The sequence below is a fragment of the Jiangella alba genome, from assembly GCF_900106035.1.
Classification (GTDB): Bacteria; Actinomycetota; Actinomycetes; order Jiangellales; family Jiangellaceae; genus Jiangella; species Jiangella alba.
Window position 1 is genome coordinate 2,908,300 of the sequence record NZ_FNUC01000004.1, and the last position, 25,178, is coordinate 2,933,477.

Annotated in this window: 23 protein-coding genes and 1 pseudogene; 20 read left to right on the forward strand and 4 right to left on the reverse strand. The window is 73.6% G+C overall.

Annotation, left to right across the window (positions count from 1 at the left end; all coding sequences use genetic code 11):
• The first annotated feature begins 17 nt into the window (after window positions 1-17).
• Both BLV02_RS31440 and menC read left to right on the forward strand, forming a co-directional pair.
• Window positions 18-848: a GNAT family N-acetyltransferase gene (locus BLV02_RS31440; RefSeq protein ID WP_216094281.1), complete on the forward strand. Its 831-nt coding sequence runs from the start codon at window positions 18-20 to the stop codon at window positions 846-848.
• On the forward strand, window positions 845-1,954 hold the full coding sequence (menC, locus tag BLV02_RS31445; protein WP_141711633.1) for an o-succinylbenzoate synthase: 1,110 nt from the start codon (window positions 845-847) through the stop codon (window positions 1,952-1,954). Before BLV02_RS31440 ends, menC begins: the two co-directional genes overlap by 4 nt.
• 226 nt (window positions 1,955-2,180) lie before the next feature.
• Here the strand turns inward: menC and BLV02_RS38140 are convergent.
• Window positions 2,181-2,322 (reverse strand): annotated as a pseudogene (locus tag BLV02_RS38140) (DnaB-like helicase N-terminal domain-containing protein); the annotation flags it as partial.
• 106 nt (window positions 2,323-2,428) lie between these two features.
• Between BLV02_RS38140 and BLV02_RS31455 the strand changes: the two are divergent.
• Genes BLV02_RS31455 through BLV02_RS31470 form a run of 4 tightly spaced genes read left to right on the forward strand, consistent with a single transcriptional unit; the run spans window position 2,429 to window position 8,147 of the window.
• Entirely contained in the window at window positions 2,429-4,051 is a 1,623-nt protein-coding gene (locus tag BLV02_RS31455; protein ID WP_069112135.1) for a PucR family transcriptional regulator, read from the forward strand.
• 17 nt (window positions 4,052-4,068) lie between these two features.
• Window positions 4,069-5,751 (forward strand): metallophosphoesterase, encoded by a 1,683-nt coding sequence (locus BLV02_RS31460; RefSeq protein ID WP_069112134.1) that lies wholly within the window; start codon window positions 4,069-4,071, stop codon window positions 5,749-5,751.
• Between the two features lie 33 nt (window positions 5,752-5,784).
• Window positions 5,785-7,221 carry a GuaB1 family IMP dehydrogenase-related protein gene (locus tag BLV02_RS31465; protein ID WP_069112133.1) on the forward strand — a complete coding sequence of 479 codons (1,437 nt, stop codon included), beginning with the start codon at window positions 5,785-5,787 and terminating at the stop codon, window positions 7,219-7,221.
• A complete protein-coding gene (locus BLV02_RS31470) occupies window positions 7,218-8,147 on the forward strand; it encodes an NADP-dependent oxidoreductase (protein ID WP_069112132.1) in 930 nt (309 codons plus the stop codon). Before BLV02_RS31465 ends, BLV02_RS31470 begins: the two co-directional genes overlap by 4 nt.
• A 172-nt stretch (window positions 8,148-8,319) precedes the next feature.
• Here the strand turns inward: BLV02_RS31470 and BLV02_RS31475 are convergent, their stop codons facing one another.
• Window positions 8,320-9,291, reverse strand: coding sequence for a ketopantoate reductase family protein (locus tag BLV02_RS31475; RefSeq protein WP_069112131.1), 972 nt, complete (start codon window positions 9,289-9,291; stop codon window positions 8,320-8,322).
• Between the two features lie 45 nt (window positions 9,292-9,336).
• Here BLV02_RS31475 and BLV02_RS31480 point away from each other — a divergent pair, with 45 nt between their 5' ends.
• Genes BLV02_RS31480 through BLV02_RS31490 form a run of 3 tightly spaced genes read left to right on the forward strand, consistent with a single transcriptional unit; the run spans window position 9,337 to window position 13,603 of the window.
• On the forward strand, window positions 9,337-11,937 hold the full coding sequence (locus BLV02_RS31480) for a valine--tRNA ligase (RefSeq protein ID WP_069112130.1): 2,601 nt from the start codon (window positions 9,337-9,339) through the stop codon (window positions 11,935-11,937).
• On the forward strand, window positions 11,934-13,265 hold the full coding sequence (locus BLV02_RS31485; protein WP_069112129.1) for a bifunctional folylpolyglutamate synthase/dihydrofolate synthase: 1,332 nt from the start codon (window positions 11,934-11,936) through the stop codon (window positions 13,263-13,265). The genes BLV02_RS31480 and BLV02_RS31485 overlap by 4 nt, the downstream gene beginning before the upstream one ends.
• Window positions 13,262-13,603: a DUF4233 domain-containing protein gene (locus BLV02_RS31490; protein WP_069112128.1), complete on the forward strand. Its 342-nt coding sequence runs from the start codon at window positions 13,262-13,264 to the stop codon at window positions 13,601-13,603. Before BLV02_RS31485 ends, BLV02_RS31490 begins: the two co-directional genes overlap by 4 nt.
• Window positions 13,604-13,620: 17 nt before the next feature.
• On the opposite strand, the gene BLV02_RS36070 is transcribed toward BLV02_RS31490, so the two are convergent.
• The gene (locus BLV02_RS36070; RefSeq protein ID WP_141711632.1) at window positions 13,621-14,691 is read right to left on the reverse strand and encodes a PDDEXK family nuclease; all 1,071 of its coding nucleotides are present in this window, start codon (window positions 14,689-14,691) and stop codon (window positions 13,621-13,623) included.
• Between the two features lie 120 nt (window positions 14,692-14,811).
• Complete coding sequence (ndk, locus tag BLV02_RS31500; RefSeq protein WP_069112126.1) at window positions 14,812-15,219, reverse strand: nucleoside-diphosphate kinase; 408 nt, start codon at window positions 15,217-15,219, stop codon at window positions 14,812-14,814.
• Window positions 15,220-15,531: 312 nt separating this feature from the next.
• Between ndk and BLV02_RS31505 the strand changes: the two genes are divergently transcribed.
• The 11 genes from BLV02_RS31505 (at window position 15,532) to BLV02_RS36075 (ending at window position 25,147) form a co-directional block, all read left to right on the forward strand.
• A complete protein-coding gene (locus BLV02_RS31505; RefSeq protein ID WP_069112125.1) occupies window positions 15,532-16,263 on the forward strand; it encodes an SAF domain-containing protein in 732 nt (243 codons plus the stop codon).
• 4 nt (window positions 16,264-16,267) lie between these two features.
• The gene (locus BLV02_RS31510) at window positions 16,268-17,047 is read left to right on the forward strand and encodes a CpaE/TadZ family protein (RefSeq protein ID WP_069112124.1); all 780 of its coding nucleotides are present in this window, start codon (window positions 16,268-16,270) and stop codon (window positions 17,045-17,047) included.
• Window positions 17,048-17,052: 5 nt separating this feature from the next.
• Window positions 17,053-18,354, forward strand: coding sequence for a TadA family conjugal transfer-associated ATPase (locus BLV02_RS31515; protein ID WP_069112123.1), 1,302 nt, complete (start codon window positions 17,053-17,055; stop codon window positions 18,352-18,354).
• Complete coding sequence (locus BLV02_RS31520; RefSeq protein WP_069112122.1) at window positions 18,351-19,211, forward strand: type II secretion system F family protein; 861 nt, start codon at window positions 18,351-18,353, stop codon at window positions 19,209-19,211. The genes BLV02_RS31515 and BLV02_RS31520 overlap by 4 nt, the downstream gene beginning before the upstream one ends.
• Window positions 19,208-20,128, forward strand: coding sequence for a type II secretion system F family protein (locus BLV02_RS31525; protein ID WP_069112121.1), 921 nt, complete (start codon window positions 19,208-19,210; stop codon window positions 20,126-20,128). Before BLV02_RS31520 ends, BLV02_RS31525 begins: the two co-directional genes overlap by 4 nt.
• Window positions 20,129-20,180: 52 nt before the next feature.
• Window positions 20,181-20,414: a hypothetical protein gene (locus BLV02_RS31530; RefSeq protein ID WP_216094280.1), complete on the forward strand. Its 234-nt coding sequence runs from the start codon at window positions 20,181-20,183 to the stop codon at window positions 20,412-20,414.
• Between the two features lie 7 nt (window positions 20,415-20,421).
• Window positions 20,422-20,841, forward strand: coding sequence for a TadE/TadG family type IV pilus assembly protein (locus BLV02_RS31535; protein ID WP_069112120.1), 420 nt, complete (start codon window positions 20,422-20,424; stop codon window positions 20,839-20,841).
• 47 nt (window positions 20,842-20,888) lie between these two features.
• Window positions 20,889-21,263, forward strand: coding sequence for a TadE family protein (locus tag BLV02_RS31540; RefSeq protein WP_069112119.1), 375 nt, complete (start codon window positions 20,889-20,891; stop codon window positions 21,261-21,263).
• Window positions 21,260-21,688 carry a pilus assembly protein TadG-related protein gene (locus tag BLV02_RS31545; protein ID WP_074946844.1) on the forward strand — a complete coding sequence of 143 codons (429 nt, stop codon included), beginning with the start codon at window positions 21,260-21,262 and terminating at the stop codon, window positions 21,686-21,688. Before BLV02_RS31540 ends, BLV02_RS31545 begins: the two co-directional genes overlap by 4 nt.
• Entirely contained in the window at window positions 21,688-24,615 is a 2,928-nt protein-coding gene (locus BLV02_RS31550; RefSeq protein ID WP_083288764.1) for an AfsR/SARP family transcriptional regulator, read from the forward strand. Before BLV02_RS31545 ends, BLV02_RS31550 begins: the two co-directional genes overlap by 1 nt.
• A 259-nt stretch (window positions 24,616-24,874) precedes the next feature.
• Window positions 24,875-25,147 (forward strand): WXG100 family type VII secretion target, encoded by a 273-nt coding sequence (locus BLV02_RS36075; protein ID WP_069112117.1) that lies wholly within the window; start codon window positions 24,875-24,877, stop codon window positions 25,145-25,147.
• Window positions 25,148-25,178: the final 31 nt, after the last annotated feature.

Sequence of the window (25,178 nt, forward strand, 5' to 3'; positions counted from 1 at the left end):
GGAGGATCATCGACGACATGGCAGCTCAGCCCGCCACCGTCGCCCGTCCGACCATCCGCGAACTGGCCGCGCTCGGCGACCTCGAGGAGGTCTACGCGCTGTTCGACCGGATCTGGCAGCCGGACCGGTCGAACCCGCCCGTCACCGTCGAGCACCTGCGCGCGCTCACCCACGCCGGCAACTACGTCGCCGGCGCCTACGACGGCGACGAGCTGATCGGCGCCTGCGTCGGGTTCTTCGCCGCACCGCCGGGCCGGTCGATGCACTCGCACGTCGCGGGCGTCTCGTCCGCCGCGCGCGGCCGGCACGTCGGGTTCGCGCTGAAGGCGCACCAGCGCGACTGGGCGCTGGAGCGCGGGCTCAGCGAGATCACCTGGACGTTCGACCCGCTGGTGCGCCGCAACGCCTACTTCAACCTGGCCAAGCTGCAGGCCCGGCCGGGCGACTACCTCGTCGACTTCTACGGCGACATGGACGACGCGATCAACGGCGGGCAGGGCAGCGACCGGCTGCTGATGCGCTGGCGGCTGGACGCGCCGGAGGTGGTGGCGGCCGTCGCGGCCGGCGGCGGGACCGGCGCGGTGGTGCCTTCCGACGCCGTCGCGGCGCTGGCCGAGTCGCCGTCTGGCCGCGCGCTGGCCGCGCCCCGGTCGTCGTGGGCGCGGGCGGCGCGGGTGACGGTCGCGACCCCGCCGGACATCGAGGCGCTGCGCGCCGCCGACCCGGCCGCGGCCCGGCAGTGGCGCGGCGCGATGCGCGACGTGCTCGGCGAGCTGATCGGTGACGGGGCGCGGGTGAGCGGGTTCACCCGGTCCGGAACGTACGTGGTGGAGAGGACGGACACGTGAAGATCACCGGGTTCGAGCTGCGCCGGATCGCAATGCCGCTGGTAGCGCCGTTCCGGACGTCGTTCGGCGTCGAGACCGAGCGGGACGTGCTGCTGATCCGCGCCGCGACCCCCGACGGCGACGGCTGGGGCGAGTGCGTCGCGATGAGCGAGCCGCTGTACTCGCCCGAGTTCGCCGACGGGGCCGCGCAGGTGATCGAGCGGTTCCTCGCGCCCCGGCTGTTCGCCGCCGGCGACCTCGGGCCGCTGGACGTCGCGCGGCTGCTCGAGCCCGTCCGCGGGCACCGGATGGCGAAGGCGGCGCTGGAGACGGCGGTCCTGGACGCGTGGCTGCGGGCGCGCGGCGAGTCGTTCGGGTCCTACCTCGGCGCCGTGCGCGACCGCGTGCCGGCCGGCGTCTCCGTCGGGATCATGGACTCGATCCCCGCCCTGCTGGACGCCGTCGCCGGGTATCTCGACCAGGGCTACCTGCGGATCAAGCTGAAGATCGAGCCCGGCTGGGACGTCGCGCCGGTGCGGGCGGTGCGGCAGCGCTTCGGTGACGACCTGTTGCTGCAGGTCGACGCGAACGCCGCCTACACGCTGGCCGACGCCCGGACGCTGGCCGCCCTCGACGCGTTCGGGCTGCTGCTGATCGAGCAGCCGCTGGCCGAGGACGACCTGCGCCAGCACGCCGTCCTGGCGCGGCTCCTCAGCACCCCGATCTGCCTCGACGAGTCGATCGAGTCGGCCAAGGACGCCGCCGACGCGCTGCTGCTCGGCGCCTGCTCGATCATCAACGTCAAGCCGGGCCGGGTCGGGGGCTACCTGGGGGCGCGGCGCATCCACGACCTCGCGGTGGCGCACGGCGCGGCGGTCTGGTGCGGCGGCATGCTGGAGACCGGCCTCGGCCGCGCGGCCAACATCGCGCTGGCGGCGCTGCCCGGCTTCACCCTCCCCGGCGACACGTCGGCGTCGGACCGCTACTTCGCCCAGGACGTGACGGCCCCCTTCGTGTTGGACGGCGGCCACGTGGCGGTGCCATCCGGCCCCGGCCTCGGCGTCGAGCCGCTGCCCGACGTCCTGGCCGCCCTGACCACCTCGACCAGCTGGCTCCCGGCCGCCTGACGAGAGGGGGTCGCTCGGCCGCCTGACGAGAGGGGGTCGCTCGGCCGCCTGACGAGAGGGGGTCGCTCGGCCGCCTGACGAGAGGGGGTCGCTCGGCCGCCTGACGAGAGGGGGTCGCTCGGCCGCCTGACGAGAGGGGGTCGCTCGGCCGCCTTTGCAATGAGCACCCATACGCACCGGTGCGTATGGGTGCTCATTGCAAAGCGCGCTGGACCGGCGCCTCGGCGGCCGCGGATGATCTCGACGACGTCGGCGATGGCGTCCTTGGACAGCAGCATGCCGCCCAGCACCGACTGCTCGGCGGCGACGTCCTGCGGTGGCTCAGTGACGCTCACGCACACCGCTTCGGCACCGGATGGCGCACACATAGGGTCCAACGGCATTCGTGTCCGCGCACGAAGCGGGCAGCGCGGATTGTAGAGTTCGACGAACTCCTGCCGGTCGTCCGCGTGTTTGGCTTCAGAGGTGTTGCGCATGACCCTGCGACCGAGGGCCACGCTCGGCCGTGTCCTCGACGATCTCGGGTCGACGCTGCTCGAGGTGGTGGCCGGGCGGGTCGAGCCGGGCCGCTCGGTGGGCGGGGTGGTCATCCACGACCCGCTGGACCCGCCGTCGATGCCGGCCGACGCGCTGGTGCTGGGGGTGGGGCTGGCGTCGTCGGGCGAGATCGCGGAGGTGGTGCGGTCGGTCGCCGCCGAGGGCGCGGTCGGGCTGGTGCTGCGGGTCCCGGTCGACATCGACGAGGACGTGCGGCGGGCGGTCGCGGACGAGGGCCTGGTGCTGTTCGGCCTGACCCGCGGCGCCTCGTGGGCGCAGGTCGCGGCCATGCTGCGCAGCCTGCTGGCGCTGGACGACCTCGGCGGGGTCGACGACCAGACGCTGGCGGGCGCCGGCGCGGGCGACCTGTTCGCGCTGGCCGGCGCGGTGTCGGCGCTGCTGGACGCCCCGCTGACGATCGAGGACCTGAACTCGCGCATCCTCGCGTTCTCCGCCGACCAGGACCGCGCCGACGAGGGGCGCAAGGAGACCGTGCTCGGCCGCCAGGTGCCCGAACGCTACCTGCGCGAGCTGGAGCGGCAGGGCGCCTTCCGTGCGCTGTACGCGTCCGACCAGCCGGTATACCTGCCGGAGATCGAGGGCACCGGGCTGCCGCGGGTGGCGATCCGGGTGCGTGCGGGCGACGAGATCCTGGGCTCCATGTGGGCGGCCGTCCGGGAGCCGCTGAGCGCCGAGCGCGAGCAGGCCTTCGTCGACGCGGCGAAGCTGGTCGCGCTGCACATGCTGCGGCACCGCGCCGGTGCGGACGTCGAGCGGCGGCTGCGGGCGGAGCTGGTCGCGACGGTGGTCGAGGGCGGCCCGGCGGCCGGAGACGCCGCCAGCCGGCTGGGCCTGGCCGGCGGTCCGGCCTGCGTGCTGGCGCTGGCCGTGCCCGGCGAGGCCGAGCCGTCCTCCGTCGAGGCCGACCTCCAGCGGGTCGCGGGGGCGTTCGCGCTGCACCTGGCCGCCGTCCACCCGCGGTCGGCGGTGGCGCTGGTCGGCGGCGTCGTCTACGGCGTCATCCCGCTGGCCGGTGACGGGCCGGACGCCGACCTGCGCGCGGTCGCCGTCGCCGAGGAGTTCCTCAGCCGCATCGGCGCGCGCAGCCGCGTCGTCGTCGGCATCGGCGGGGTCGCGGCCGGGCCGGCCGGGCTGCCGCAGTCGCGCGCCGACGCCGACCGCGCGGTGCGGGTGCTGCGGACCCGCCCGGCCGGCGCCCGCGTCGCCCGGCTCATCGACGTGCAGATCTCCGCCTTCCTGCTGGAGCTGGGCAGCGCGATGGCGGCCGAGCGGCAGGTTCCGTCCGGCCCGGTGGCCCGGCTGGCCGCCTACGACCGCCGGCACCGCGCGCAGATGGTCCCGACGCTGCGCGCCTGGCTCGACGCGTTCGGCGACGTGACGGCGGCCGCGGCGGCCACGCACGTGCACGTCAACACGTTCCGGTACCGGCTGCGGCGGGTCGGCGAGATCGGCGGGCTGGACCTCGCCGACCCCGACGCGCGGTTCGCGGCCATGCTCGAACTACGGCTGCGCGCGATGGTTGATCACCCCACGGCCTGACCGTAGGGTGACCAACCATGCCCGCACCCGCGCCTCGGCCGCGCGACCTCAGCCCGGCGGAGACCGGGTTCGTGCGGCAGCGCCCGGTGCCCTGGCTGAACCCCGGCCTGCTCGCCGGCACCGCCGTCCGCGTCCTGCTCGCGTACCTGTTCGGCGGCTACCTCGACAAACGCGAGCTGCAGGCGGCGCTGCCCGACCGCGCCTACGACCACTCCGCCGCCGACGAGCTGTGGTTCGACTACACCGCCGACGTCGGTGACGGCTTCGACGCCACCTACTCGGTCGCGTCGCTGCTGGCCCGGCCGGAGCTCATGCTCGACGACGGCCGGCTGCTGCCGCGCGGCGCGCTGCTCGTGCTCGGCGGCGACCAGGTGTACCCGACGGCGTCCAGCCCGGCCTACGAGAACCGCTGGAAGGGCCCGTACCGCGCCGCCCTGCCCGACCTCGCCGCCGAGACGCCGTCGCTGTACGCGCTGCCCGGCAACCACGACTGGTACGACGGCCTGACGGCGTTCCTGCGGCTGTTCGCGCAGGGCGACGAGATCGGCGGCTGGCGCACCCGGCAGGGACGCAGCTACTTCGCGCTGGAGCTGCCGCACGGGTGGTGGCTGTTCGCCGTCGACATCCAGCTGTCCTCGTACATCGACGAGCCGCAGCTGGACTACTTCCGCCGCGTCGCCGAGCGCCTGTCGCCGGAGAGCCGGATCATTCTCGCGCCGGCCCAGCCGTCGTGGGTCAAGACGCACGAGCGGCCCGACGCCTACGACAGCCTCGACTACTTCATCCGCACGATCATCGAGCCCACCGGCGCCCGCATCCCGCTGCTGCTCTCCGGCGACATGCACCACTACGCGCGTTACGCCGGCGACGGGCCGGACGGGCGCGGCCGCCAGCTGGTGACCTGCGGCGGAGGCGGCGCCTACCTCGTCGGCACCGACCACCTGCCCGAATCCGTCGACGTCCCGCCGGAACAGACCATCACCCGGCGGCGCAGCACCCCGCAACGCTACGAGCTGGCCGCGGCGTACCCGTCGCAGCCGGCGTCGCGGCGGCTGGGGTGGCAGGTGTTCGCCCGGCTGCCGCGGCGCAACCCCGGCTTCGTCGGGCTGCTCGGGGTCATGCAGACGCTGCTCATGCTGGCCTTCGTCACGTCGCCGGACCATTTCATCACGCCCGCGACGGTCACCGGGGTGGCCGCCGTACTGGTCGGGACCGCGGTGTTCACGCTGGTCCTGGGCGTGCGGACGCGCAAGCACATCGCCGCGGCGGTGCTCCATGCGGTGCCGCACGTGGCGCTGGCGCTCGGGGGAGCGGCGGCGTGGTCGGCGCTGCCGCTGTCGGACCTGCCGAACCCCTGGGCGACGCTGCTGACGTTCGCCGTCTACGGGCCGGTCGCCGGGCTGCTCGACACCTGGGTCGTCGGTGCGTACCTGCTGGTCGCGCGGTACTTCGACGTCAACGTCAACGAGCTGTACGCGGGCCTGGGCATCGAGGACCACAAGAGCTTCCTGCGCTTCCACATCGGCCGCGACGGGTCGCTGACGCTGTACCCCGTGACGGTCGAACGGGTGGCGCACGCCTGGCGGGCCGACCCGGGCGGCGCGCCGGGCACGCCGTGGATCGTCCCCGCCGAGCCGCTGCACGCCACGCTGGCCGAGCCGCCGGTACTGCTCGACGGGCCGCGGAGCGGCGCCGGATAGGCTGGATCCCGGCCGAGCCGGGGGAGGCGACACATGCGGTTCCTGCACGACCGGGTCCCTGACCAGGACCTCACCTACAGCGACGTGTTTCTCGTGCCGAACCGGTCCCAGGTGGGGTCGCGGCTCGACGTCGACCTCACCACGGCCGACGGCACGGGCACGACCATCCCGCTGGTCGCGGCGAACATGACCGCGGTGTCCGGGCGGCGCATGGCCGAGACGCTGGCGCGCTGCGGCGGCCTCGCCGTCATCCCGCAGGACATCCCGCCCGACGTCGTCGCCGACGTCATCGCGTGGGTGAAGGCCCGGCACACCGTCTACGACACCCCGCTCACCATGCCGCCCGACGGCACCGTCGGCGAGGCGTACAACCTGCTGCCCAAGCGCGGCCACGGCGCCGTCATCGTGGTCGAGGACGGCCGCGCCGTCGGCGTCGTCACCGAGGCCGACTGCCAGGGCGTCGACCGCTTCACCCAGCTGCACTCGGTGATGTCGCGCGAGCTGCTGACGCTGCCCGCCGGCGTCGCGCCCGAAGAGGCGTTCACCCAGCTGCACGACGGACGGCACCGGCTGGCCCCGGTGGTCGGGCCGGACGGGCGCATCTCCGGCATCCTGACCCGCGAGCGGGCGCTGCGGGCCACCCTGTACGAGCCGTCGCTCGACGACGGCGGGCGGCTGCGCATCGGCGCGGCGGTCGGCATCAACGGCGACGTCGAGGGCAAGGCGAAGGCGCTGCTCGCGGCCGGAACCGACGTGCTGGTCGTCGACACCGCGCACGGCCACCAGGAACGCATGCTCGACGTCCTGCGCCGGGTCCGCGCGCTGGACCCGCAGGTCCCCGTCGTCGCCGGCAACGTCGTCACGGCCGACGGCGTCAGCGACCTCGTCGCGGCGGGCGCCGACATCGTCAAGGTCGGCGTCGGGCCGGGCGCCATGTGCACCACCCGCATGATGACCGGCGTCGGCCGGCCGCAGTTCTCCTCGGTCCTCGAGTGCGCCGCGCGCGCCCGCGAGCTGGGCGTCCACGTCTGGGCCGACGGCGGTGTGCGGCACCCGCGCGACGTCGCGCTGGCGCTGGCCGCGGGCGCCGACAACGTCATGATCGGGTCCTGGTTCGCCGGCACCTACGAGTCGCCCGGCGACGTGCTGCGCGACGGCGAGGGCCGGATGTACAAGGAGAGCTTCGGCATGGCGTCGGCCCGCGCGGTCCGGCTGCGCACGGCCGAGGACTCCGCGTTCGAGCGGGCCCGCAAGGGCATCTTCGAGGAGGGCGTCTCGCAGGCGCGCATGTACCTGTCGCCGTCGCGGCCCAGCGTCGAGGACCTCGTCGACACCATCGTCGCGGGCGTGCGCAGCGCCTTCACCTACGTCGGCGCCGCGACCATCGAGGAGTTCCGCGAGCGGGCCGTCGTGGGTGTCCAGAGCGCTTCGGGGTACACCGAGGGGATGCCCGTGGATGTGAGCTGGTGAGCGCCGCCCAGGCCGTCCGGTACACCCGGTACGGCGGCCCCGGCGTGCTGTCGCTGGACACCATCGAGCTGCCCGAGCCGGGGCCCGGCGAGGTGCGCGTCGCCGTGCACGCCGCCGGCGTCAACCCGTTCGACTCCAAGGCGCGGCGCGGCCTGTACGCGCACGAGGCCGCGCCGCCCGCGCCGGTGCGGGTCGGCCTGGAATGCTCCGGCGTCGTCGATGCCCTCGGCGCCGACGTCACCGGCTGGGCGGTGGGCGACGCGGTGTTCGGGCTCGCGCCCGGTTCGGCCGCCACCCACGTCGTCGTCCCGGCCGCGGGGCTGGTGGCCAAGCCCGGCAGCATGACGTTCGTGCAGGCGGCCGCGCTGCCCGTGGCCTGCGAGACGGCGTTCCGGGTCGTCCGCCTGCTCGAGGTCCGCGCCGGCGACGTTGTGCTCGTGCACGCCGCCGCGGGCGCCGTCGGGCTGGTGGCCAGCCAGCTGGCGCTGGCCCGCGGTGCCCGGGTCCTCGGCACGGCCGGCCCGGCCAACCACGAGTTCCTCTCCTCCCTCGGCGTCGAACCCGTCCTCTACGGCGACGGTCTGGCGGCGCGGGTGCGTGCGCTGGCGCCGGGCGGCGTCGATGCCGTGGTGGACGCGTCCGGGCGCGACGTGCTGCCGGTCTCCATCGAGCTGGCCGGCGGCCCGGACCGGGTCGTCACCATCGCCGACGGCTCCGCGTCGCAGTACGGCGTACGGGCCAGCTGGAGCGCCGACCTGCCGCTGCCGCAGGTGTTCGAGACCGTGCTGCCGCTGGTCGAGCAGGGTACGGTCCGCATGCCCATCGCGGCCACGTTCCCGCTCGAGCAGGTCGCGGCGGCGCAGGAGCTCAGCGAGACCGGGCATCTGTGCGGCAAGATCGTGCTGACGGCTGGTTCGCCGGACTGACGCGTTCCGTGCGCCGGTTCGCCGCTTGGCTCTCGTGCGCCGCTTTGCGCTAGTGGGCCGTCCGCCGCCACGGTGGCCGGGGCGTGCCCAGTCCTTCCCCGTCCACCTATCAGGGGGACGGCCAACTGTCGCCACTCCCCGGCGAACCGCCAGGCCGGCAGAGCACGAAGCGTCAGGCCGCCAGGCGCGCCAGCAGATCGTCCGCCGGCACCGAGCCGGGCGCCCGCCGGTCCCGCGCCGCCACCACGGCGAGCTGCCTGACCAGCTCGTTCGCCGGGGCCGGCACGCCGTGCAGCCGCCCCAGCAGCACGATCTCGCCGTTGAGGTGATCGGCCTCGATGGTGCCGGTGCCGCGCAGCAGGCTCTGCACCGAGGACCCGCCGCCGGGCGCCTGGCCCTCGAACGCGGGCGTCCGCAGCAGGTCACCGCGCCGGGCACGGTCGGTCTCGTCGTCGACGACGTCGATGCCGGCGGCGGCCAGCACGGCCTCGCCCTCGGCCCGCAGCAGCTCCGTGACCTGCGCGGCGGAGCCCGAGCCGGTGCCGCACAGGGCGGTGACCGCGTTGCCGAGGTTCATGACCAGCTTGCGGTACTTCCAGCGCATGATGTCGTCGCGCGGCTCGGAGACGAACCCGGCCTTGGTGAACGCGGCCGCCACCGACAGCGCGGTCTCGTCGACGCCGGCGGGGTAGCGGCCGAGGTCGAGCAGGCCCGGCACCGGCGCCGACCGCGCCTGGACGACGCCCGGCTCGACGTGGGCCGCGGGGAACATCACGCACACGCCGTAGACGTGCGAGAACAGCCGCAGCGCCAGCCGCTCGTTGGCCACGCCGTTCTGAGCGCACACGACCGGCGTCGACGGCGCGGTGGAGGAGCGCAGAGCCTCCAGCGCGGCCGGGGTGTCCTGGCTCTTCATGGTGAGGACGACGACGTCGCCGGGCTCGACGCCGGCCTCGGCGGGTGACCCGTACGCGGGCACCGGCACCGTCGTGGCGCCCTCGGGCGACTCCAGTCGCAGCCCGCGGGAACGGACGGCGGACAGGTGCGCGCCGCGGGCGATGAGCCGCACGTCGACCCCAGCGGAGTGCAGGCGCGCACCCAGGACGCCGCCGACGGCGCCGGCGCCGTAGATCACGAAGGCCATGGTCCGTACGGTATCCGGCGACCGTGCGCAGTAGAATTCCGCGGCGTGACCGAGTCCACTCTTCCCGAGCCCACCCTGCCGTCCGTCTACGACCCGGCGGCGGTAGAGGCGCCGCTCTACGAGGGCTGGGTCGAGCGCGGCTATTTCGAGGCCGACGAGAAGAGCGACAAGCCCCCGTACTGCATCGTCATCCCGCCGCCGAACGTCACCGGGTCTCTGCACCTGGGCCACGCGTTCGAGCACACGCTCATCGACGCGCTGGTGCGGCGGCGGCGCATGCAGGGGTACGAGGCGCTGTGGATGCCGGGCATGGACCACGCCGGCATCGCCACCCAGAACGTCGTCGAGCGCGAGCTGGCCAAGGAGGGCGTGTCGCGCCACGACCTCGGCCGCGACGCGTTCGTCGAGAAGGTCTGGGAGTGGAAGGCCGAGTCCGGCGGGCGCATCCTCGCGCAGATGCGCCGGCTCGGCGACGGCGTCGCGTGGAGCCGCGAGCGGTTCACCATGGACGACGGCCTGTCCCGCGCGGTCCAGACCATCTTCAAGCGGCTCTACGACGACGAGCTGATCTACCGCGCCGAGCGCATCATCAACTGGTGCGTGCGCTGCCACACCGCGCTGTCCGACATCGAGGTCGAGCACAGTGACGACGACGGCGAGCTGGTCTCGATCCGCTACAGCGACGACGTCGTGGTGGCCACCACGCGGGCCGAGACGATGCTCGGCGACACCGCCGTGGCCGTGCACCCCGACGACGAGCGCTACAAGCACCTCATCGGCACCGAGGTCGACCTCCCGCTGACCGGCCGGCGCATCCCGATCGTGGGCGACCCGCACGTCGACCCGTCGTTCGGCACCGGCATGGTGAAGGTCACGCCGGCGCACGACCCCAACGACTTCGAGATCGGCCGGCGCCACGACCTCCCGATGCTCACCATCATGGACGAGCAGGGCGTCATCACCGCGCACGGCCCGTTCCAGGGGCTCGACCGCTTCGAGGCCCGCCCGGCCGTCGTCGCCGCGCTGCGCGCCGAGGGCCGCATCGTCTCGGAGAAGCGGCCGTACGTGCACGCCGTCGGCCACTGCTCGCGCTGCAAGACCGTCGTCGAGCCGCGGCTGTCGCTGCAGTGGTGGGTCAAGGTCGGCCCGCTCGCGCAGGCCGCCGGCGACGCCGTCCGCGACGGCCGGGTGGCCATCCACCCGAAGTCGATGGAGTCGCGCTGGTTCGGCTGGGTCGACGACATGCACGACTGGTGCATCTCGCGGCAGTTGTGGTGGGGCCACCGCATCCCGGTCTGGTACGGGCCCGGCGGCGAGGTGGTCTGCGTCGGCCCGGACGACGACGTCCCCAGCGGCGAGGGCTGGGTGCAGGACGAGGACGTGCTCGACACCTGGTTCTCGTCGGCGCTGTGGCCGTTCTCGACGCTCGGCTGGCCCGACGAGACCACGGCGCTGGAGAAGTTCTACCCGAACCAGGTGCTGGTCACCGGCTACGACATCCTGTTCTTCTGGGTGGCCCGGATGATGATGTTCGGGCTCTACGCCAACGAGGACAAGCCTTTCCACACCATCGCGCTGCACGGCATGGTCCGCGACGAGCGCGGCAAGAAGATGTCGAAGTCGTTCGGCAACGCCGTCGACCCGCTGGACTGGATGGACGCCTACGGGTCCGACGCGCTGCGGTTCACCCTCGCGCGCGGCGCCAACCCGGGCGCCGACGTCCCCATCGGGGAAGACTGGGTCCAGGCGTCGCGCAACTTCTGCAACAAGCTCTGGAACGCCACCCGGTTCGCGCTGATGAGCGGCGCCCGCGTGGGCGAGCTGCCGCCGTCGGAGGAGCTGACGTCGGCCGACCGGTGGATCCTGTCGCGGCTCAACACCGTCCTCGCCGACGTCGACGCCCAGTTCGAGGACTACCAGTTCGCCAAGCTCAGCGACACCCTCTACCACTTCGCGTGGGACGAGTTCTGCGACTGGTACGTCGAGCTGGCGAAGACGCAGCTGGGCGGCGCCGCTGCCGAGAACACCCGGCTGGTGCTCGGGCACGTCCTCGACCGCCTGCTGCGCGTGCTGCACCCCGTCACGCCGTTCGTCACCGAGGCGCTGTGGACGACGCTGACCGGCCACGAGTCGCTGGTGGTCGCCGACTGGCCGCAGCCCGACGCGTCGCGCCACGACCCCGCCGCCGAGGCCACCGTCGCCGAGCTGCAGCGGCTGGTCACCGAGGTGCGCCGGTTCCGCAGCGACCAGGGGCTCAAGCCCGGCCAGAAGGTGCCGGCCCAAGTGATCGATGCCGGCGCGTCGGTGCTGTCTGGGCACGACGCCGCGTTCCGGTCGCTGACCCGCCTCACGGCGCCGGAGGACGGCTTCGCCGCCACCGCGCAGGTCGTGGTCGGCGCCGTCACCGTCGAGCTGGACCTCTCCGGCGCCGTCGACGTCGAGGCCGAGCGCAAGCGCCTGAGCAAGGACCTCGCGAACGAGCGCAAGGCGCTGGAGCAGGCGCTGCGCAAGCTCGGCAACGAACAGTTCCTGGCCAAGGCGCCGGAGCCCGAGGTCGACAAGGTCCGCGGCCGCCGCACCGCCGCCGAGGCCGAGATCGCCCGGCTCGAGGCGCAGCTGGCCGGCCTGCCGCAGGGCACGCCGTGACCGACGACGTCCTCGCCGGCATCGAGGCGGAGCTGCTGGCCCGGCGGCCGGAGTCGCGGGTCGAGCCGTCGCTGGAGCGCATCCGCGACCTCGTCGACCTCCTCGGCAACCCGCAGCGCGCCTACCCCGTCCTGCACATCGGCGGCACCAACGGCAAGACGTCGACGGCGCGCATGGCCGACGCGCTGCTGCGCGAGCTGAACCTGCGCACCGGCCGCTACACCAGCCCGCACCTGCGGTCGGTCACCGAGCGCATCGTCATCGACGGCGAGCCCGTCACGCCGCAGCGCTTCGCCACCACGTTCGCCGAGCTGCGGCCGTACCTCGACCTCGTCGACTCCAAGCACGACGTCGCGCTGGGCTACTTCGAGGTGCTGACGGCGCTGGCCTACGCCGCGTTCGCCGACACTCCGGTCGAGGCCGCCGTCGTCGAGGTCGGCATGGGCGGCGCGTGGGACGCCACCAACGTCGCCGACGGCCGGGTCGCCGTCGTCACGCCGGTCGCCGTCGACCACGTCGAGTACCTCGGCGACACCATCGAGGAGATCGCCACCGAGAAGGCCGGCATCATCAAGCCCGGCGGCTACGCGATCCTCGGCCCGCAGACCGCCACCGCCGCGCAGATCCTGCTGGCCCGCGTCGCCGAGACCGGCGCCACCGTGGCCCGGCAGGGGCTGGAGTTCGGCCTGCGCAGCCGCGAGATGGCCGTCGGCGGGCAGCTGCTCGGCCTGCAGGGGCTGACCGGCCCCTACGACGAGATCTTCCTGCCGCTGCACGGCGAGTACCAGGCGCACAACGCGGCGGCCGCGCTGGCCGCCGTCGAGGCGTTCGTCGGTGGCGGGCGCGAGCCGCTCGACGCCGACCTCGTCCGGGCCGCGTTCGCCCGGGTCACCTCGCCCGGACGGCTCGAGGCGCTGCGCCGCGGCCCCGTCGTCCTCGCCGACGCCGCGCACAACCCGGCCGGCGCGGCGGCGCTCGCGGCGGCGCTCACCGAGGAGTTCGCCGGCACCGCGCTGGTCGCCGTCGTCGCCGCCATGGCCGACAAGGACGTCGAGGGCATCCTCACCGAGCTGGAGCCGGTGGTCGAGGCCGTCGTGGTCACGGAGAACTCGTCGCCGCGCACCATGCCGGTCGACCAGCTGGCCAACATCGCCGTCGACGTGTTCGGCCAGGACCGCGTGCACCAGGCCGTGCCGCTGCCCGAGGCGGTCGACACCGGGCTGCGGCTGGCCGAGCGGGAAGAGTCGCTGGGCGGCTACGGCGTCGTCGTCACCGGCTCGGTCGTGACGGCGGGCGACGCGCGGGTGGCGTTCGGGGCGGCGTCGTGAACCGCATCGCCGCCACCATCCTGTCGATCCAGGTCATCGTCGTGCTGCTGGCGGTCCCGGTCGCCATCAACATCGCCGACGTCGGCCGCGGGTCGGCCTGGCTGGCCGGTGGCGGCATCGCGCTGCTGTGCGTGCTCGGGGCGGCGACGGTGCGCCGCGGGCGGCCCGGCTACGTGCTCGGGACGGCGGCCCAGGTCGCCTCTGTCGCGGCCGGCTTCGTGGTGCCGCAGATGCTGATCCTGGGCGGCATCTTCGCCCTGCTGTGGTTCGTCCTGCTGCGCATCGGCCCGCAGGTCGAGCGGGAGAAGGCGGCGCGCGAGGCGCAGCAGGACGGATGAGGGGCGGTTCGGTGGCGCTATGGGCCCACCGAACCACCCGCCATCAGGTGAGCTGCTTCGATCTCGCGGAGTACGGCAACTGGTTCGGCTCGTAGGCGTGCTGGCGAGACAGGGAGGACGCGCCAACCGAGTGCGGCGTAGCGCGCGCGGCGTTGTTCGGTGCGTTCGGGTGCGTCGCCGAAGCCGTGGAAGCTGCGGGAGTCGACCTCGACGACGAGGCGAGCTTGTTCCCAGCAGGCGTCGGGGTGGATGCCGCGCTGGCCGGGGAGAGGTTGGTTCCAGCGGGGCTCGGGCAGGAGGCGGCTGGAGCGGACGAGGTCGCGCAGCTCACATTCAGGTGCGGAGCGGCAGCCCGCCTCGATGTCCCGCATGGCGAGCCTGGCCAGTGCGGCGTGGCGGCGTGGGGCGACTCCGACCTCGGCGCGCAGGGCGGTGAGGGTGGCTCTGCGGCGTTGGACGACTTCGCACATGAGCGCGCGGGTGTTGCGCAGCGCGAGGTCGCGGTGGTGGCCGGGGTGGTCCCAGCAGCCGGGGCACCCATCCGGGCGGGAGCAGCGCGGACGCCAGTCCGCCGGCAGCAGGTCACAGCGGACCACGGTCTCGACGACGGCCTGCGCGGCCGGGACGACGGGAACCACGCCGGGAACAGGACCACGTCCGGCCTCGTCCAGCAGCACATGGAGCGGTACGCCGCCGGACTGGTCGTCGTCGACCCACAGCTGTGCCGCAGGAGGGTGAGTCGTCCGGCAGACCCGGACGAAGCCGTTGGTCCGGCGGGCCGAGTCCCACGGAACCAGCACGTCCACCACGTCCTGAGCCGGTGGTCCGTACGCAAGCCCGTGCATCTCAGCCGCCCACGTGCCACTGATGGCGGCGTCAGGGCCGCCGTGCAGGATCGCTGCGCGGCGCCGGTGGACCGGTGTGAGGGGGCCGCTGAAGGTGGCGTAGAGCCCGGGGAGGAGGCGCTGCCACGGTCCGCCGCGGCGGATTGCGTGCCGGACGGCGTCCTTCGTCATGCCGGCGGCGATCGCCTGCTGGCGGGTGATCAGACCGTCTTGGGCATGGGCGAGTGCGGTTGAGCGCGTCATACCGCGATCGTGCGCTACGGGAGCGCGGAGGGGCAGGGTGATTCCGCAGCTTGTGGACAGACGAATGGCGGGCGGTTCGGTGGCGCTACAGCACCACCGAACCACCCGCCATCGCGGGGCTCAGAGGCCGGGGAACCAGAGGTCGAGCTCGCGCTTGGCCGACTCGGGGGAGTCGGAGGCGTGCACGAGGTTCTCGGAGTTGGACAGCGAGAGGTCGCCGCGGATGGTGCCGGGCGCGGCCTTGCGGCCGTCGGTGGCGCCGTTCATGGCCCGCACGACGTCGATGGCCTGGTCGCCCTCGAGGACGAGCGCGACCAGCGGGCCGCCGGTGACGAACTCGCGCAGGGCGGGGTAGAACGCCTTCTCGACGTGCTCGTCGTAGTGCGCGTCCGAGAGAGTGGGGTCGATGGTGCGCTGGTCCAGCGCGACGATGGTCAGGCCCTTGCGTTCGTAGCGGGCCAGGATCTCCCCGATCAGGCCGCGGCGGACGGCGTCGGGCTTGATCAGGACGAGCGTGCGCTCGGACACGGGTGCTCCTGTGCGGTCGGACGGATCGGCAATGGTCAGACAGTAGCCAATCCGAGCGCATACACACGCAGCGGCGGCGGTGAAAGCCTCGTGAAAGCGGCCGCCGGTAGCGTCCACCGTGCTGGGTGAACATCTGGCAGGGGGCATGACCACGGTCAGGCGTCCGAGGTAATGTTCCCCCGAACGTCCAGGGGGCAGCGGGGTTGCCGAAGGTCGAGGCTCCGATCCGGTCCCCCCGGCTGCACCCGGCCGTCCCGGCCGGTTCGGGACGGCAGCGACGGGGAGACGAGGCAGGAGCGGTAGAGGCACCTCATGGCGGGGACAACTCAGACCACTGACGCGGCCAACGAGCGCCAGCGTGCGCGGGAACAGCGCGGCATCCGCAGCAACCAGCGGGTCCGCGCCGACAGCACGCGGCTGCCGTCGCCGCCGCGGCAACGCCGCCCGGCACTGGCCGCGCTGGCGGTGCTGCTCATCGTCGGCGGGGCGGCGGTCGCCGCGCTGCTGGCCATGCGCGTCGACGAACGCACGCCGGTGCTCGTCCTGGCCGGACCGGTCGCCGCGGGCGAGCAGATCACCCGCGAGGACCTCGAGACCACGCAGGTCGCCTCCGAGCTCGACAGCCTCATCCCCGAGTCGCAGGCCGAGGACGTCGTCGGACGGTACGCCCGGGTCGCGCTGGCGCAGGGCCAGCTGCTCGACACCACCATGCTGGAGACCCAGGCGCCGCTGTCGGAGGGCCAGACCGCGGTCGGCGCGTTCCTCGCGCAGGGCTTCCTGCCGGCCGGCGGGCTGCGGGCCGGCGACATCGTCGACCTCGTGTCCATCGTCACCGGCGAGGGCAAGACCGTCGTCGAGGGCGCCCGGGTCGCGTCGGCCACCGCGGCCGAGGGCACCGGCGACACCGGCGGCGGGGCCGGCTCGATGGTCACGCTGCTGGTCGACCGCGGCGACGCCGCCACCGTCGGCGGCCTGGCCGCCACCAACCAGCTGGTCGTCACGCTGGTCGAGCGGGGCACCCCGTTCGGCTCCGAGGAGGACTGACCAGGTGCTCATCGCGTTCGCGTCCGCCAAGGGCTCCCCGGGCGTGACCACCACGGTCAACGCCCTCGGCGCCATCTGGCCGCACGACGTCGTGGTCGCCGACTTCGACCCCGCCGGCGGCGACCTCGCGCTGCGCCACCGCGACCCCGAGGGCGAGCCGCTCGACCCCGAGCGCGGCCTGCTGTCGCTGGCCGCCGCCGCGCGCCGGGGCGTCGCCGAGGCCCACCTGGCCGAGCACCTGCAGACCGCCGACGGCGGCCTCGACGTGCTGGCCGGCGTCACCCGGCCCGAGCAGCTCACCGGCATCGGCTCGGCCTGGCCCGCGCTCGGCACCATGCTCAAGAACATGCCGGTCGACGTGCTGGTCGACTGCGGGCGCATCGTCCCCGGCACACCGCTGCTGCCGGTCATGAACGCCGCCGACGCCGTCGTGTTCGTGGTCCGCCCGGGCATCGAGTACTACGCGCACCTGCGCGAGCGGCTGCGCTGGCTGGCCGAGCCGCTGCAGATCGGCTCGGCCGGCAGCATCCCGGTCGGCATCGCGCTGGTCACCGACAGCCGCGACACCGCGGGCCCGCGCGACCTCGACCGCCTGCTGCAGCACGACGGCCACCAGGTCACCGTGCTGGGCCGCATCGCCGACGACCCCAAGGCGGCGGGCGCGCTGGCCGGCCGGTGGAGCCGTCGCATCGACCGCTCGCTGCTCGTCCGCTCGGCCCGCGAGCTCAGCGACTCCGTGCGCCGGCTGGCCGAGGCACACACGCGCATCCCGAGCAGGAGCTGACCACGGTGGACCAGAACCTCGTCCGCACCCTCCGCGAGGAGGTCGCCGACACCCTCGCCCGGCAGCGCCGCGACGACGCCTCCAACGGCATCCCGCCGATGTCGGGCGAGGACGAGCGGCAGTTCGCCCGCGCCGTCATCAGCCGGGTCCTCGACGCGCACGCCCGGACCGAGATCGGGGCCGGCCGCACGCCGCCGTCGGCGGAGGAAGAGGAGGAGATCTCCTCCGGCATCCACGCCGCGCTGTTCGGCGTCGGCCGGCTGCAGCCGCTGCTCGACGACCTCGACGTCGAGAACATCGACATCAACGGCTGCGACAACGTCTTCATCCAGTACTCCGACGGCCGCGAGGTCAACGGCGCGCCGGTCGCCGAGAGCGACGACGAGCTGGTCGAGCTGGTGCAGATCCTGGGTGCCTACTCGGGCCTCACCAGCCGCCCGTTCGACTCCGCGAACCCGCAGCTCGACCTCCGCCTGCCCGACGGCAGCCGGCTCTCGGCCGTCATGGGTGTGTGTGCCCGGCCGGCCATCTCGATCCGCCGTGCCCGGCTGTCGCGGGTGCACCTCGACGACCTCGTCGGCTACGGCTCGGTGACCGAGGAGCTGGCCGCGTTCCTGTCCGCCGCCGTCGCGGCGCGCAAGAACATCATGATCGCCGGGGCCACCAACGCCGGCAAGACCACCATGCTGCGGGCGCTGGCGAACGAGATCCCGGCGGGCGAGCGGCTGATCACCGTCGAGCGGGCGCTCGAGCTGGGGCTGGGCGAGTTCGCCGACCTGCACCCGAACGTCGTCGCGTTCGAGGAGCGGCTGCCCAACTCCGAGGGCCTGGGCGCCATCACCATGGCCGAGCTGGTCCGCCGCAGCCTGCGCATGAACCCCAGCCGGGTCATCGTCGGCGAGGTGCTGGGCGACGAGATCGTCACCATGCTCAACGCCATGAGCCAGGGCAACGACGGCTCGCTGTCGACCATCCACGCCAACAGCTCGATCGAGGTGTTCAACCGCATCTCGACCTACGCCATCCAGTCGGTCGAGCGGTTGCCGGTCGAGGCGACGATGATGCTGATCGCCGGCGCCATCGACTTCGTGGTGTTCGTCGAGAAGCGCAACGAGTTCGCCGAGGGCGGCCGGCTGCGCCGGTTCGTGTCCAGCATCCGCGAGATCAACGGCGTCGACGGCCGGGTGCTGTCCAGCGAGATCTTCGCCTCCGGCCCCGACGGCGTCGCCGTGCCGGCCGCGCCCATCGCCTGCATCGAGGACCTCGTCGCGGTGGGCTACGACGCCAACGCGGGCGTGATCGCGTGAGCCCCACCATCCTGCTGATCACCCTCATCGGCGCCGTCGTCGGCGCCGGGGTGCTGCTGCTGATCGTCGCGATCCGCGGCAGCGAGCCGAAGCCGCCGTCGCCGGGCTCGAACCGGTCGGTGGTCGAGCGGCTGGGGCGGCAGACGGTGTACGGCATCGTCGCCGGCATCGCGGCGCTGGCGCTGACCCGCTGGCCGGTCGCGGCCGTCGGGGCCGGCCTGCTGGTCGCGTTCTGGCCGGCGCTGTTCGGCGGGGCGAAGGAGGAGCGCACCTCGATCGCCCGGCTGGAGGGCCTGGCGTCGTGGACCGAGTCGCTGCGCGACACCATCGCCGGCGCCGTCGGCCTCGAGCAGGCCATCCCCGCCACGGTGTACGCGGCGTCGCCGTCCATCCAGCCGCAGCTGCGGCTGCTGGCCGACCGGCTGCGCATCCGCATGCCGATGCCCGAGGCGCTGGAGCGCTTCGCCGACGACCTCGACGACGCCAGCGCCGACCTCGTCGTGTCGGCACTGATCCTCAACGCCCGGCTGCGCGGGCCGGGCCTGCGGCAGGTGCTGTCGTCGCTGGCCGACTCCGCGCGCGCCGAGCTCGACATGCGCCAGCGGGTCATGGCCGGCCGGGCCAGCACCCGCCGCTCGGTGCAGATCGTCGTCGGCGTCAGCCTGTTCTTCATGATCGGCCTGTCGATCGTCAACCGCGACTTCGTCGAGCCGTACAACTCGCCCGCCGGGCAGATCGTGCTGGGTGTCGTCATCGGGATCTTCGCCATCGGCTTCCTCTGGATGCGCCGGCTGGCGAAGTTCGAGATGCCGGGCCGGTTCCTGGTCACGGCCGAGCCGGGGGAGGTGCGGGCGTGACGCTGGTCCTGGTCGCGGGCGCCATCGCCGGCGCGGGCGCGCTGCTGCTCGGCTACGTGCTGTCGGTGCCGCGCGTCAACCCGGCGGCCGCGCTGGCCCGGCTCGACGCCGAGCGCAGCCGGGCCCGTCGCGACCGCCTCACCGCCGCCACCGTCACGTCCGGCAGCGGCGAGTCCGCGGCGATGCGCCGGTTCGGCGGGCGGCTGCGCGGCCTGCTGGAGGGCGCGGGGCTCAACCTCGGCTCGCTGCGCCGCGACCTCTCGCTGCTCGGCAAGTCCGTCGAGGGCCACCTCGCGACGTCGGTGCTGGCCGCGCTGGTCGGCTTCCTGATGCCGGTGGTCCTGGCCGCGATCCTCTCGGTCGCGCAGATCGGGTTGAGCATTCCGGCCGGCACCATCGTGGGCATCGTCCTCGCGCTGATCTTCGGGCTGATCCCGACGCTGTCGGCGCGGTCCAGCGCGGCCGACCGCCGCCGCGACTTCCGCCACGTCGTCGGTTCGTTCCTCGACCTCGTCGCGATGAACCTCGCCGGCGGCCGCGGCGTCCCCGAGGCGCTGCAGTCGGCGTCGGCGCTCAGCGACGGATGGGCCATGGTGCGCATCCGCGATACGCTGCTGACCGCCCGGTTGCACGGCGTCACCCCGTGGGCGGCGCTCGGCGAACTGGGCGACGAGGTCGGCGTCGACGAACTGCGCGACCTCGCCGCGGCGCTGGCGCTGGTCGCCGAGGACGGCGCCAAGGTGCGCGAGTCGCTGGCCGCGCGGGCCGGCTCGCTGCGGCGTCGCGAACTGGCCGAGATCGAGGGGAAGGCCGGGCAGCGGTCGCAGTCCATGCTGGTCGCCCAGCTGGTGCTGTGCTGCGGGTTCCTGCTCTTCCTCGTGTACCCCGCGTTGATGGGGGTGCTGGAGCAGAGTTGACGACCTTCGCGAACCGAACCACCCACCTGACGAGGACGAGGAGACGTCCCTGATGAACACCCCCCTCTCGCCGGCCACACCCATCGGCTGGCTGTTGCTGAGCCTGCAGGTGCACACCGAGCGGGCCCGGCGCGCCCCCGAGCGCGGCGCGTCGGCCATCGAGTTCGTCATCATCACGGCGATCCTCGTGGCCCTCGCCGCCGCCGTCGGCGTGGTGATCTACCGGCTCGTCACCGACGAGGCCGAGTCCATCGACATCCCGGACGCCCCCGGCGGCGGGCTCTGACAAGGCGATGAACGTCGTCCAGGCGCGGCTCGCACGGCTGCGGTCGAGACCGGAGCGGGGTGCGAGCGCCATCGAGCTCGCGCTGTACACCCCGATCATGTTCTTGATCATCTTCATCATCGTGCAGTTCTCGCTGACCTGGCACGGCAACCAGATCGCGGCCGCGGCGGCGCGTGAGGCGGCCCGGACGGCGCGCATCGGCGGCGGCACCCCGGAGGCGCTGGCGGCGGCCGAGGCCCGCGGCCGCGAGTACGCCGACGCCGTCGGCAACGGCCACCTGGTGATCACCGAGATCAACGCCATCCAGGTGGGCGAGAACGTCCGCGTCACCGTCCGCGGCCGGTCGACGGAGATCATCAACAACCTGGCGCCCGAGGTCACCCAGACCATCGAGGGCCCCATCGAGCAGTTCGTACCGGACCTGTGACGGGCCGGCTGAGAGCCGCGCGTGCGGCGAGGAGAGAGGAGGGATCCATGGCCATCGAGGTCGTGATCCTCGCCCCTGTCCTCATCGCGATCATGATGCTGATCGTCGGGCTCGGCCGGTACGTCGACCGTCGCGGCGACGTCGAGGCGATGGCCCGCGACGCCGTGCGCTCGGCGTCGCTGCAGCGCGACGTGTCGTCAGCCCGGCAGGCGGCGCAGGCCATCGTCGACAGCACCCGCCCCGGCGGCGTCACCTGCGCGCCGGTGCAGCTCGGCGGCACCTTCGCGCCCGGCGAGATGATCAGCGTCACGGTCACCTGCCAGGTCAGCTTCGACGGCCTCGGTTTCGCCGGCTTCCCGGGCTCCACGACGCTCGAGGGCGAGAGCTTCGCACCCATCGACGAGCTGCGGGGGACGCTGTGAGGCGGGCTGCGCGGTCGGAGCGGGGCGCCATCAGCGCCATGGTCGTCACGCTGACGGTCATGCTGTTCATGCTGGCCGGGCTGGTCATCGACGGAGGGTTCGCCATCAACGCGCGGCAGCGACTGTACGACGACGCCGAACAGGCGGCCCGCGCGGCCGCGAACCAGATCGACATCGAGGCGTTGCGCGAGACGGGTCAGGTGGTCCTGCTGGAGGCCGAGGCACGGCAGGCCGCCGTCGAGTACATGACCGCGCGCGGCTACACCGCCGGACAGGTGACGGTGAACTTCAACGGCGACGAGGTGTCCGTTCACGCCGAGGACCGGGTGAACACCTCGCTGCTGCAACTGATCTTCATCGACGACTTCCCCATCGAGGGGGAGGCCACGTCACGCCCGGCGGTCGGCATCACGGGGGAGTTGTGATGAACGAGAGCAGGGGACGCCGCGCGTCGCGGCCACAGACCCGGACGGAGCGCACGTCGCGGCCGGTGTCGCCGATCGAGGCGTCGGGCACGGCCACCGCGTCGCTGCGCGAGACCGGACCGCAGCGGTTCCAGCGCCGCGGCGTGCCGGAGGCCAAGCGCAGCATGCCGCAGGCCGTCGCGGCCGGGTTCGCGCTGGCGCTGCTGGTCATCGGTGTGCCGGTGCTGCTGCTGATCCTCGGCGGCCCGCCGCCGATCCCGACGTCGATGCCCGGGCGCGACGACCTCACCGCCACCATCGGCGCCGAGCAGCTGGTCGGCGTCCTGCTGTGGGTGGTGTGGCTGGCCTGGCTGCAGTTCACCATCTGCGTGCTGACGGAGCTGCGCAGCGCGGTCCGCGGCGTCGGGCTGCCCGGACGGGTTCCGCTGTCCGGCCCGACGCAGCGCTTCGCCCGCGCGCTGGTCGCGTCGGTGCTGGTCGCCACCGCGGCGGTCGGCCAGGCGGCGGCCGCCTCCCCGGCCGCGGCGCCCGAGGCGCCCACCGTCGGCACCAGCGTCACGGCCGAGGCCTACGACGGCCAGGCCGAGGTCACCGTCCAGCAGGAGGCGCCGGCCGCCGCCGCGCCCGTCGACGGCGAGGTCGAGTACCGCCTCGGCGACATGGTGCTCGACCCCGAGGAGGGCGCCGAGCTGGTCGGTCAGAAGGTCTACATCGTGCAGCCGCCCGACGGCCGCTACCACGACAACCTCTGGGACATCGCCGAGCGCACCCTCGGCGACGGCCGCCGCTACCAGGAGATCTTCGAGCTGAACCGCGGCCGCGAGCAGCCCGACGGCCACGAGCTGTCGCTGGCCCGGCTGATCTACCCGAACTGGCTGCTGATCGTGCCGGCCGACGCCGCGGGTGTCGGCGTCGTCACCGCCGAGGCGCCGGCGCCCGAGACGCCGCCCCCGCCGCCGGCCCCGCCGGTCGGGTCCGAGGAGGGCGGTGGCCAGCAGGAGGGCATCGGCGAGACCGGCGCCGGACTGTTCGCCGACTTCGTCGCCACCGGCGAGGCCGAGTCCGTCAACACCAACCCGCACGCCGGCCTCATCGACGCCGGGCTGCTGGCCGCGGGCGTGCTGGCCGCGCTGGAGCTCATGCGCCGCCGCCGGCGCACGCCCGAGCCGGGCGCCGACGAGGTCGAGGCCGAGGTGGCGCTGCGCATCGGCGCCGACCCCGACCGCGCCCGCTGGCTCGACTACGCGCTGCGGCACCTGGCGGCGTCCTGCCAGGAGGCCGGCCGGCCGCTGCCCCCGGTGTACACCGCCGTGGTCGACAGCGCCTCGGTCGAGCTGCTGCTGGCGCCGGCCCGGGTCGACGCGCCGGAGCCGTGGTCGGTGCTCGACGAGGGCCGCCGCTGGATCCTGAACCGCGCCGACGTCGCCGTCGACCCCGAGCTGCGCGGCCGCGTGCTGGCCCCGTACCCGGGCCTGGTCTCGCTGGGCCGCAGCGGCGACCGCGACGTCCTCGTCGACCTCGAGGCGGCCGGCGGCCCGATCTGCATCGACGGCGACCCGGAGGCCACCTTCGAGGTGGTCACCGCGCTGGCCGTCGAGCTGGCCACCAACCAGTGGTCCGACCACCTGCGGGTCACCGCGGACGGCCTGCCCGACGCGCTCAGCGTCTTCGACCCGGGCCGGCTGCGGCTGGTCGACGGTGTCGAGCCGCTGCTGCCTGAGCTGGCCGCCCGCCGCGCCGACCGCCTGGGCACCGACGTGCTCACCGGCCGGGTCCGCCCGGGCGGGGCCGGCAACTGGATGCCCGAGTACCTCGTGCTCGGCACGCCGCCCACCGGCGAGCTGGCCGAGCAGCTGGTGGCGCTGACGAACGCCGCGGGGCGCTCGCCCCTGGGCGTGGTCTGCGCCGGCGAGGTGCCGGGCGCGCGCTGGCGCATCCACGTCGACGCCGCCGGCACCCTGGAGCTGCCCGCGCTCGGGCTGTCGGTGCGGGCCAACCAGCTGTCGTGGCGCAGCATCGAGGCGCTGGTCGGCCTGGTCGACCCGGACCGCAGCCACGACCCCGACCCCGGCGCGCCGAACCTCAACGAGGCCTGGCTGCCCGAGGTCCGGCCCGAGGTGCCGCAGGTGCGCACGCTGGTCACCGAGGCCGAGCTGGCCACGGCGCCGGTGCGGGTGTACATCCTGGGCCCGGTGGTCGTGCAGGCGCGCACCGAGATCGAGGCCGAGCGCCGCGCGCTGGCCACCGAGATCGTCGTGCACCTGGCGCTGCACCGCGAGGGCGTGCACCCGACGGTGCTGGCGGCGGCCGTATGGCCGCGCGGCGTCACGGCGGCGGTGCGCGAGTCCACGTTCGCGCGGGTGCGCGAGTGGCTCGGCGTCGACCGCGCCGGCTCGCCGTACCTGCTGATGACCGAGGACGGCCGGCTGAAGCTGAGCGACACCGTCGTCCTCGACTGGGACGTCGTGTGCGCGCTGCTCAGCCAGGCGCGGCAGACGCGGCGCCCGTCCGAGGAGGCCGACCTGCTGCGCCGGGCGCTGCGGGTGGCCCGCGGCCCGGTGCTCAGCGAGCGGCCGCAGGGACGCTACGCCTGGATCGCCCGGGCGCGCGTCGAACGCGTGGCGTCGGACCTGCTGGTCGACGCCGCGCACCGGTTGTCCGTCATCACCCGCGACGGCGGCGACCCGGCCACGGCGGGAGCCGCGGCCCGGGCCGGGTTGCGGGTCAGGCCAGCCGAGCAGTTGCTCTGGCGCGACCTGATCCTCGCCCAGAACGCCGTCGACGGGCGGGGCGGAGTCATGGCGGTGGAGGGCGAGATGAGCGAGACCCTCCTCGGCATCGGTGGTATCGAGCTCGCGCCGGAGACGGCCGCGCTGCTCGAGGAACTGGTGCCGGGCGGAGGAGGGAGACATCGCGATCTCGCATAGTTCGAAACCCTCGATCATTTCCGAAGGAGGTACCCCGAAACGTCTCGGGAATCATTCATGAATGGGCACGCAATTGTCCTGTCCGCGGTCGTGAATTGGCCCGCGGGTGACGTGTCGTTGCCTTTTATGGATGCACACCGAGAAATTCAGAAAAAGGCCGTCGCGGAAGTTGCAAATTGCGCGACGACCGGTAGAATTTGAAGTGTCGTGCCGCACCCGACGCGGTGGGGCGTAGTTATTCACGAGGGAGTAGAGAACAATGGGTGTTGGTGCAGATCTTCCCACTCTTCGGGAACTCCACGGGACGTTCACCAGGAACTCCGAGTCCGCGGACACCATCAAGAAGGAGGTCGACACCGGCGTCGGCAACGCCGTGTGGACCGGCCGTTACGCGGATGACTTCCGGAATGCCTGGGAGGAGTACCGCACGAACCTCGACACGCTCCGGGACGCGCTGACCGGCGCCGCCGACGACGTGCGGATCAACCACAACAACATCGCCGAGGCGACTGGCGAGCCGGACCGCATCTGACGGCCGGAACGCATTTGCGACAGGTGGCCCA

Bases quoted from the DNA above. Each gene is read 5' to 3' on its own strand.
- BLV02_RS31440 (WP_216094281.1), top strand. From the start codon at position 18: ATGGCAGCTCAGCCCGCCACCGTCGCCCGTCCGACCATCCGCGAACTG.
- BLV02_RS31455 (WP_069112135.1), top strand. From the start codon at position 2,429: ATGACCCTGCGACCGAGGGCCACGCTCGGCCGTGTCCTCGACGATCTC.
- BLV02_RS31460 (WP_069112134.1), top strand. From the start codon at position 4,069: ATGCCCGCACCCGCGCCTCGGCCGCGCGACCTCAGCCCGGCGGAGACC.
- BLV02_RS31465 (WP_069112133.1), top strand. From the start codon at position 5,785: ATGCGGTTCCTGCACGACCGGGTCCCTGACCAGGACCTCACCTACAGC.
- BLV02_RS31475 (WP_069112131.1), bottom strand. From the start codon at position 9,291: ATGGCCTTCGTGATCTACGGCGCCGGCGCCGTCGGCGGCGTCCTGGGT.
- BLV02_RS36070 (WP_141711632.1), bottom strand. From the start codon at position 14,691: ATGACGCGCTCAACCGCACTCGCCCATGCCCAAGACGGTCTGATCACC.
- BLV02_RS31505 (WP_069112125.1), top strand. From the start codon at position 15,532: ATGGCGGGGACAACTCAGACCACTGACGCGGCCAACGAGCGCCAGCGT.
- BLV02_RS31530 (WP_216094280.1), top strand. From the start codon at position 20,181: ATGAACACCCCCCTCTCGCCGGCCACACCCATCGGCTGGCTGTTGCTG.
- BLV02_RS31535 (WP_069112120.1), top strand. From the start codon at position 20,422: ATGAACGTCGTCCAGGCGCGGCTCGCACGGCTGCGGTCGAGACCGGAG.
- BLV02_RS31540 (WP_069112119.1), top strand. From the start codon at position 20,889: ATGGCCATCGAGGTCGTGATCCTCGCCCCTGTCCTCATCGCGATCATG.
- BLV02_RS31550 (WP_083288764.1), top strand. From the start codon at position 21,688: ATGAACGAGAGCAGGGGACGCCGCGCGTCGCGGCCACAGACCCGGACG.
- BLV02_RS36075 (WP_069112117.1), top strand. From the start codon at position 24,875: ATGGGTGTTGGTGCAGATCTTCCCACTCTTCGGGAACTCCACGGGACG.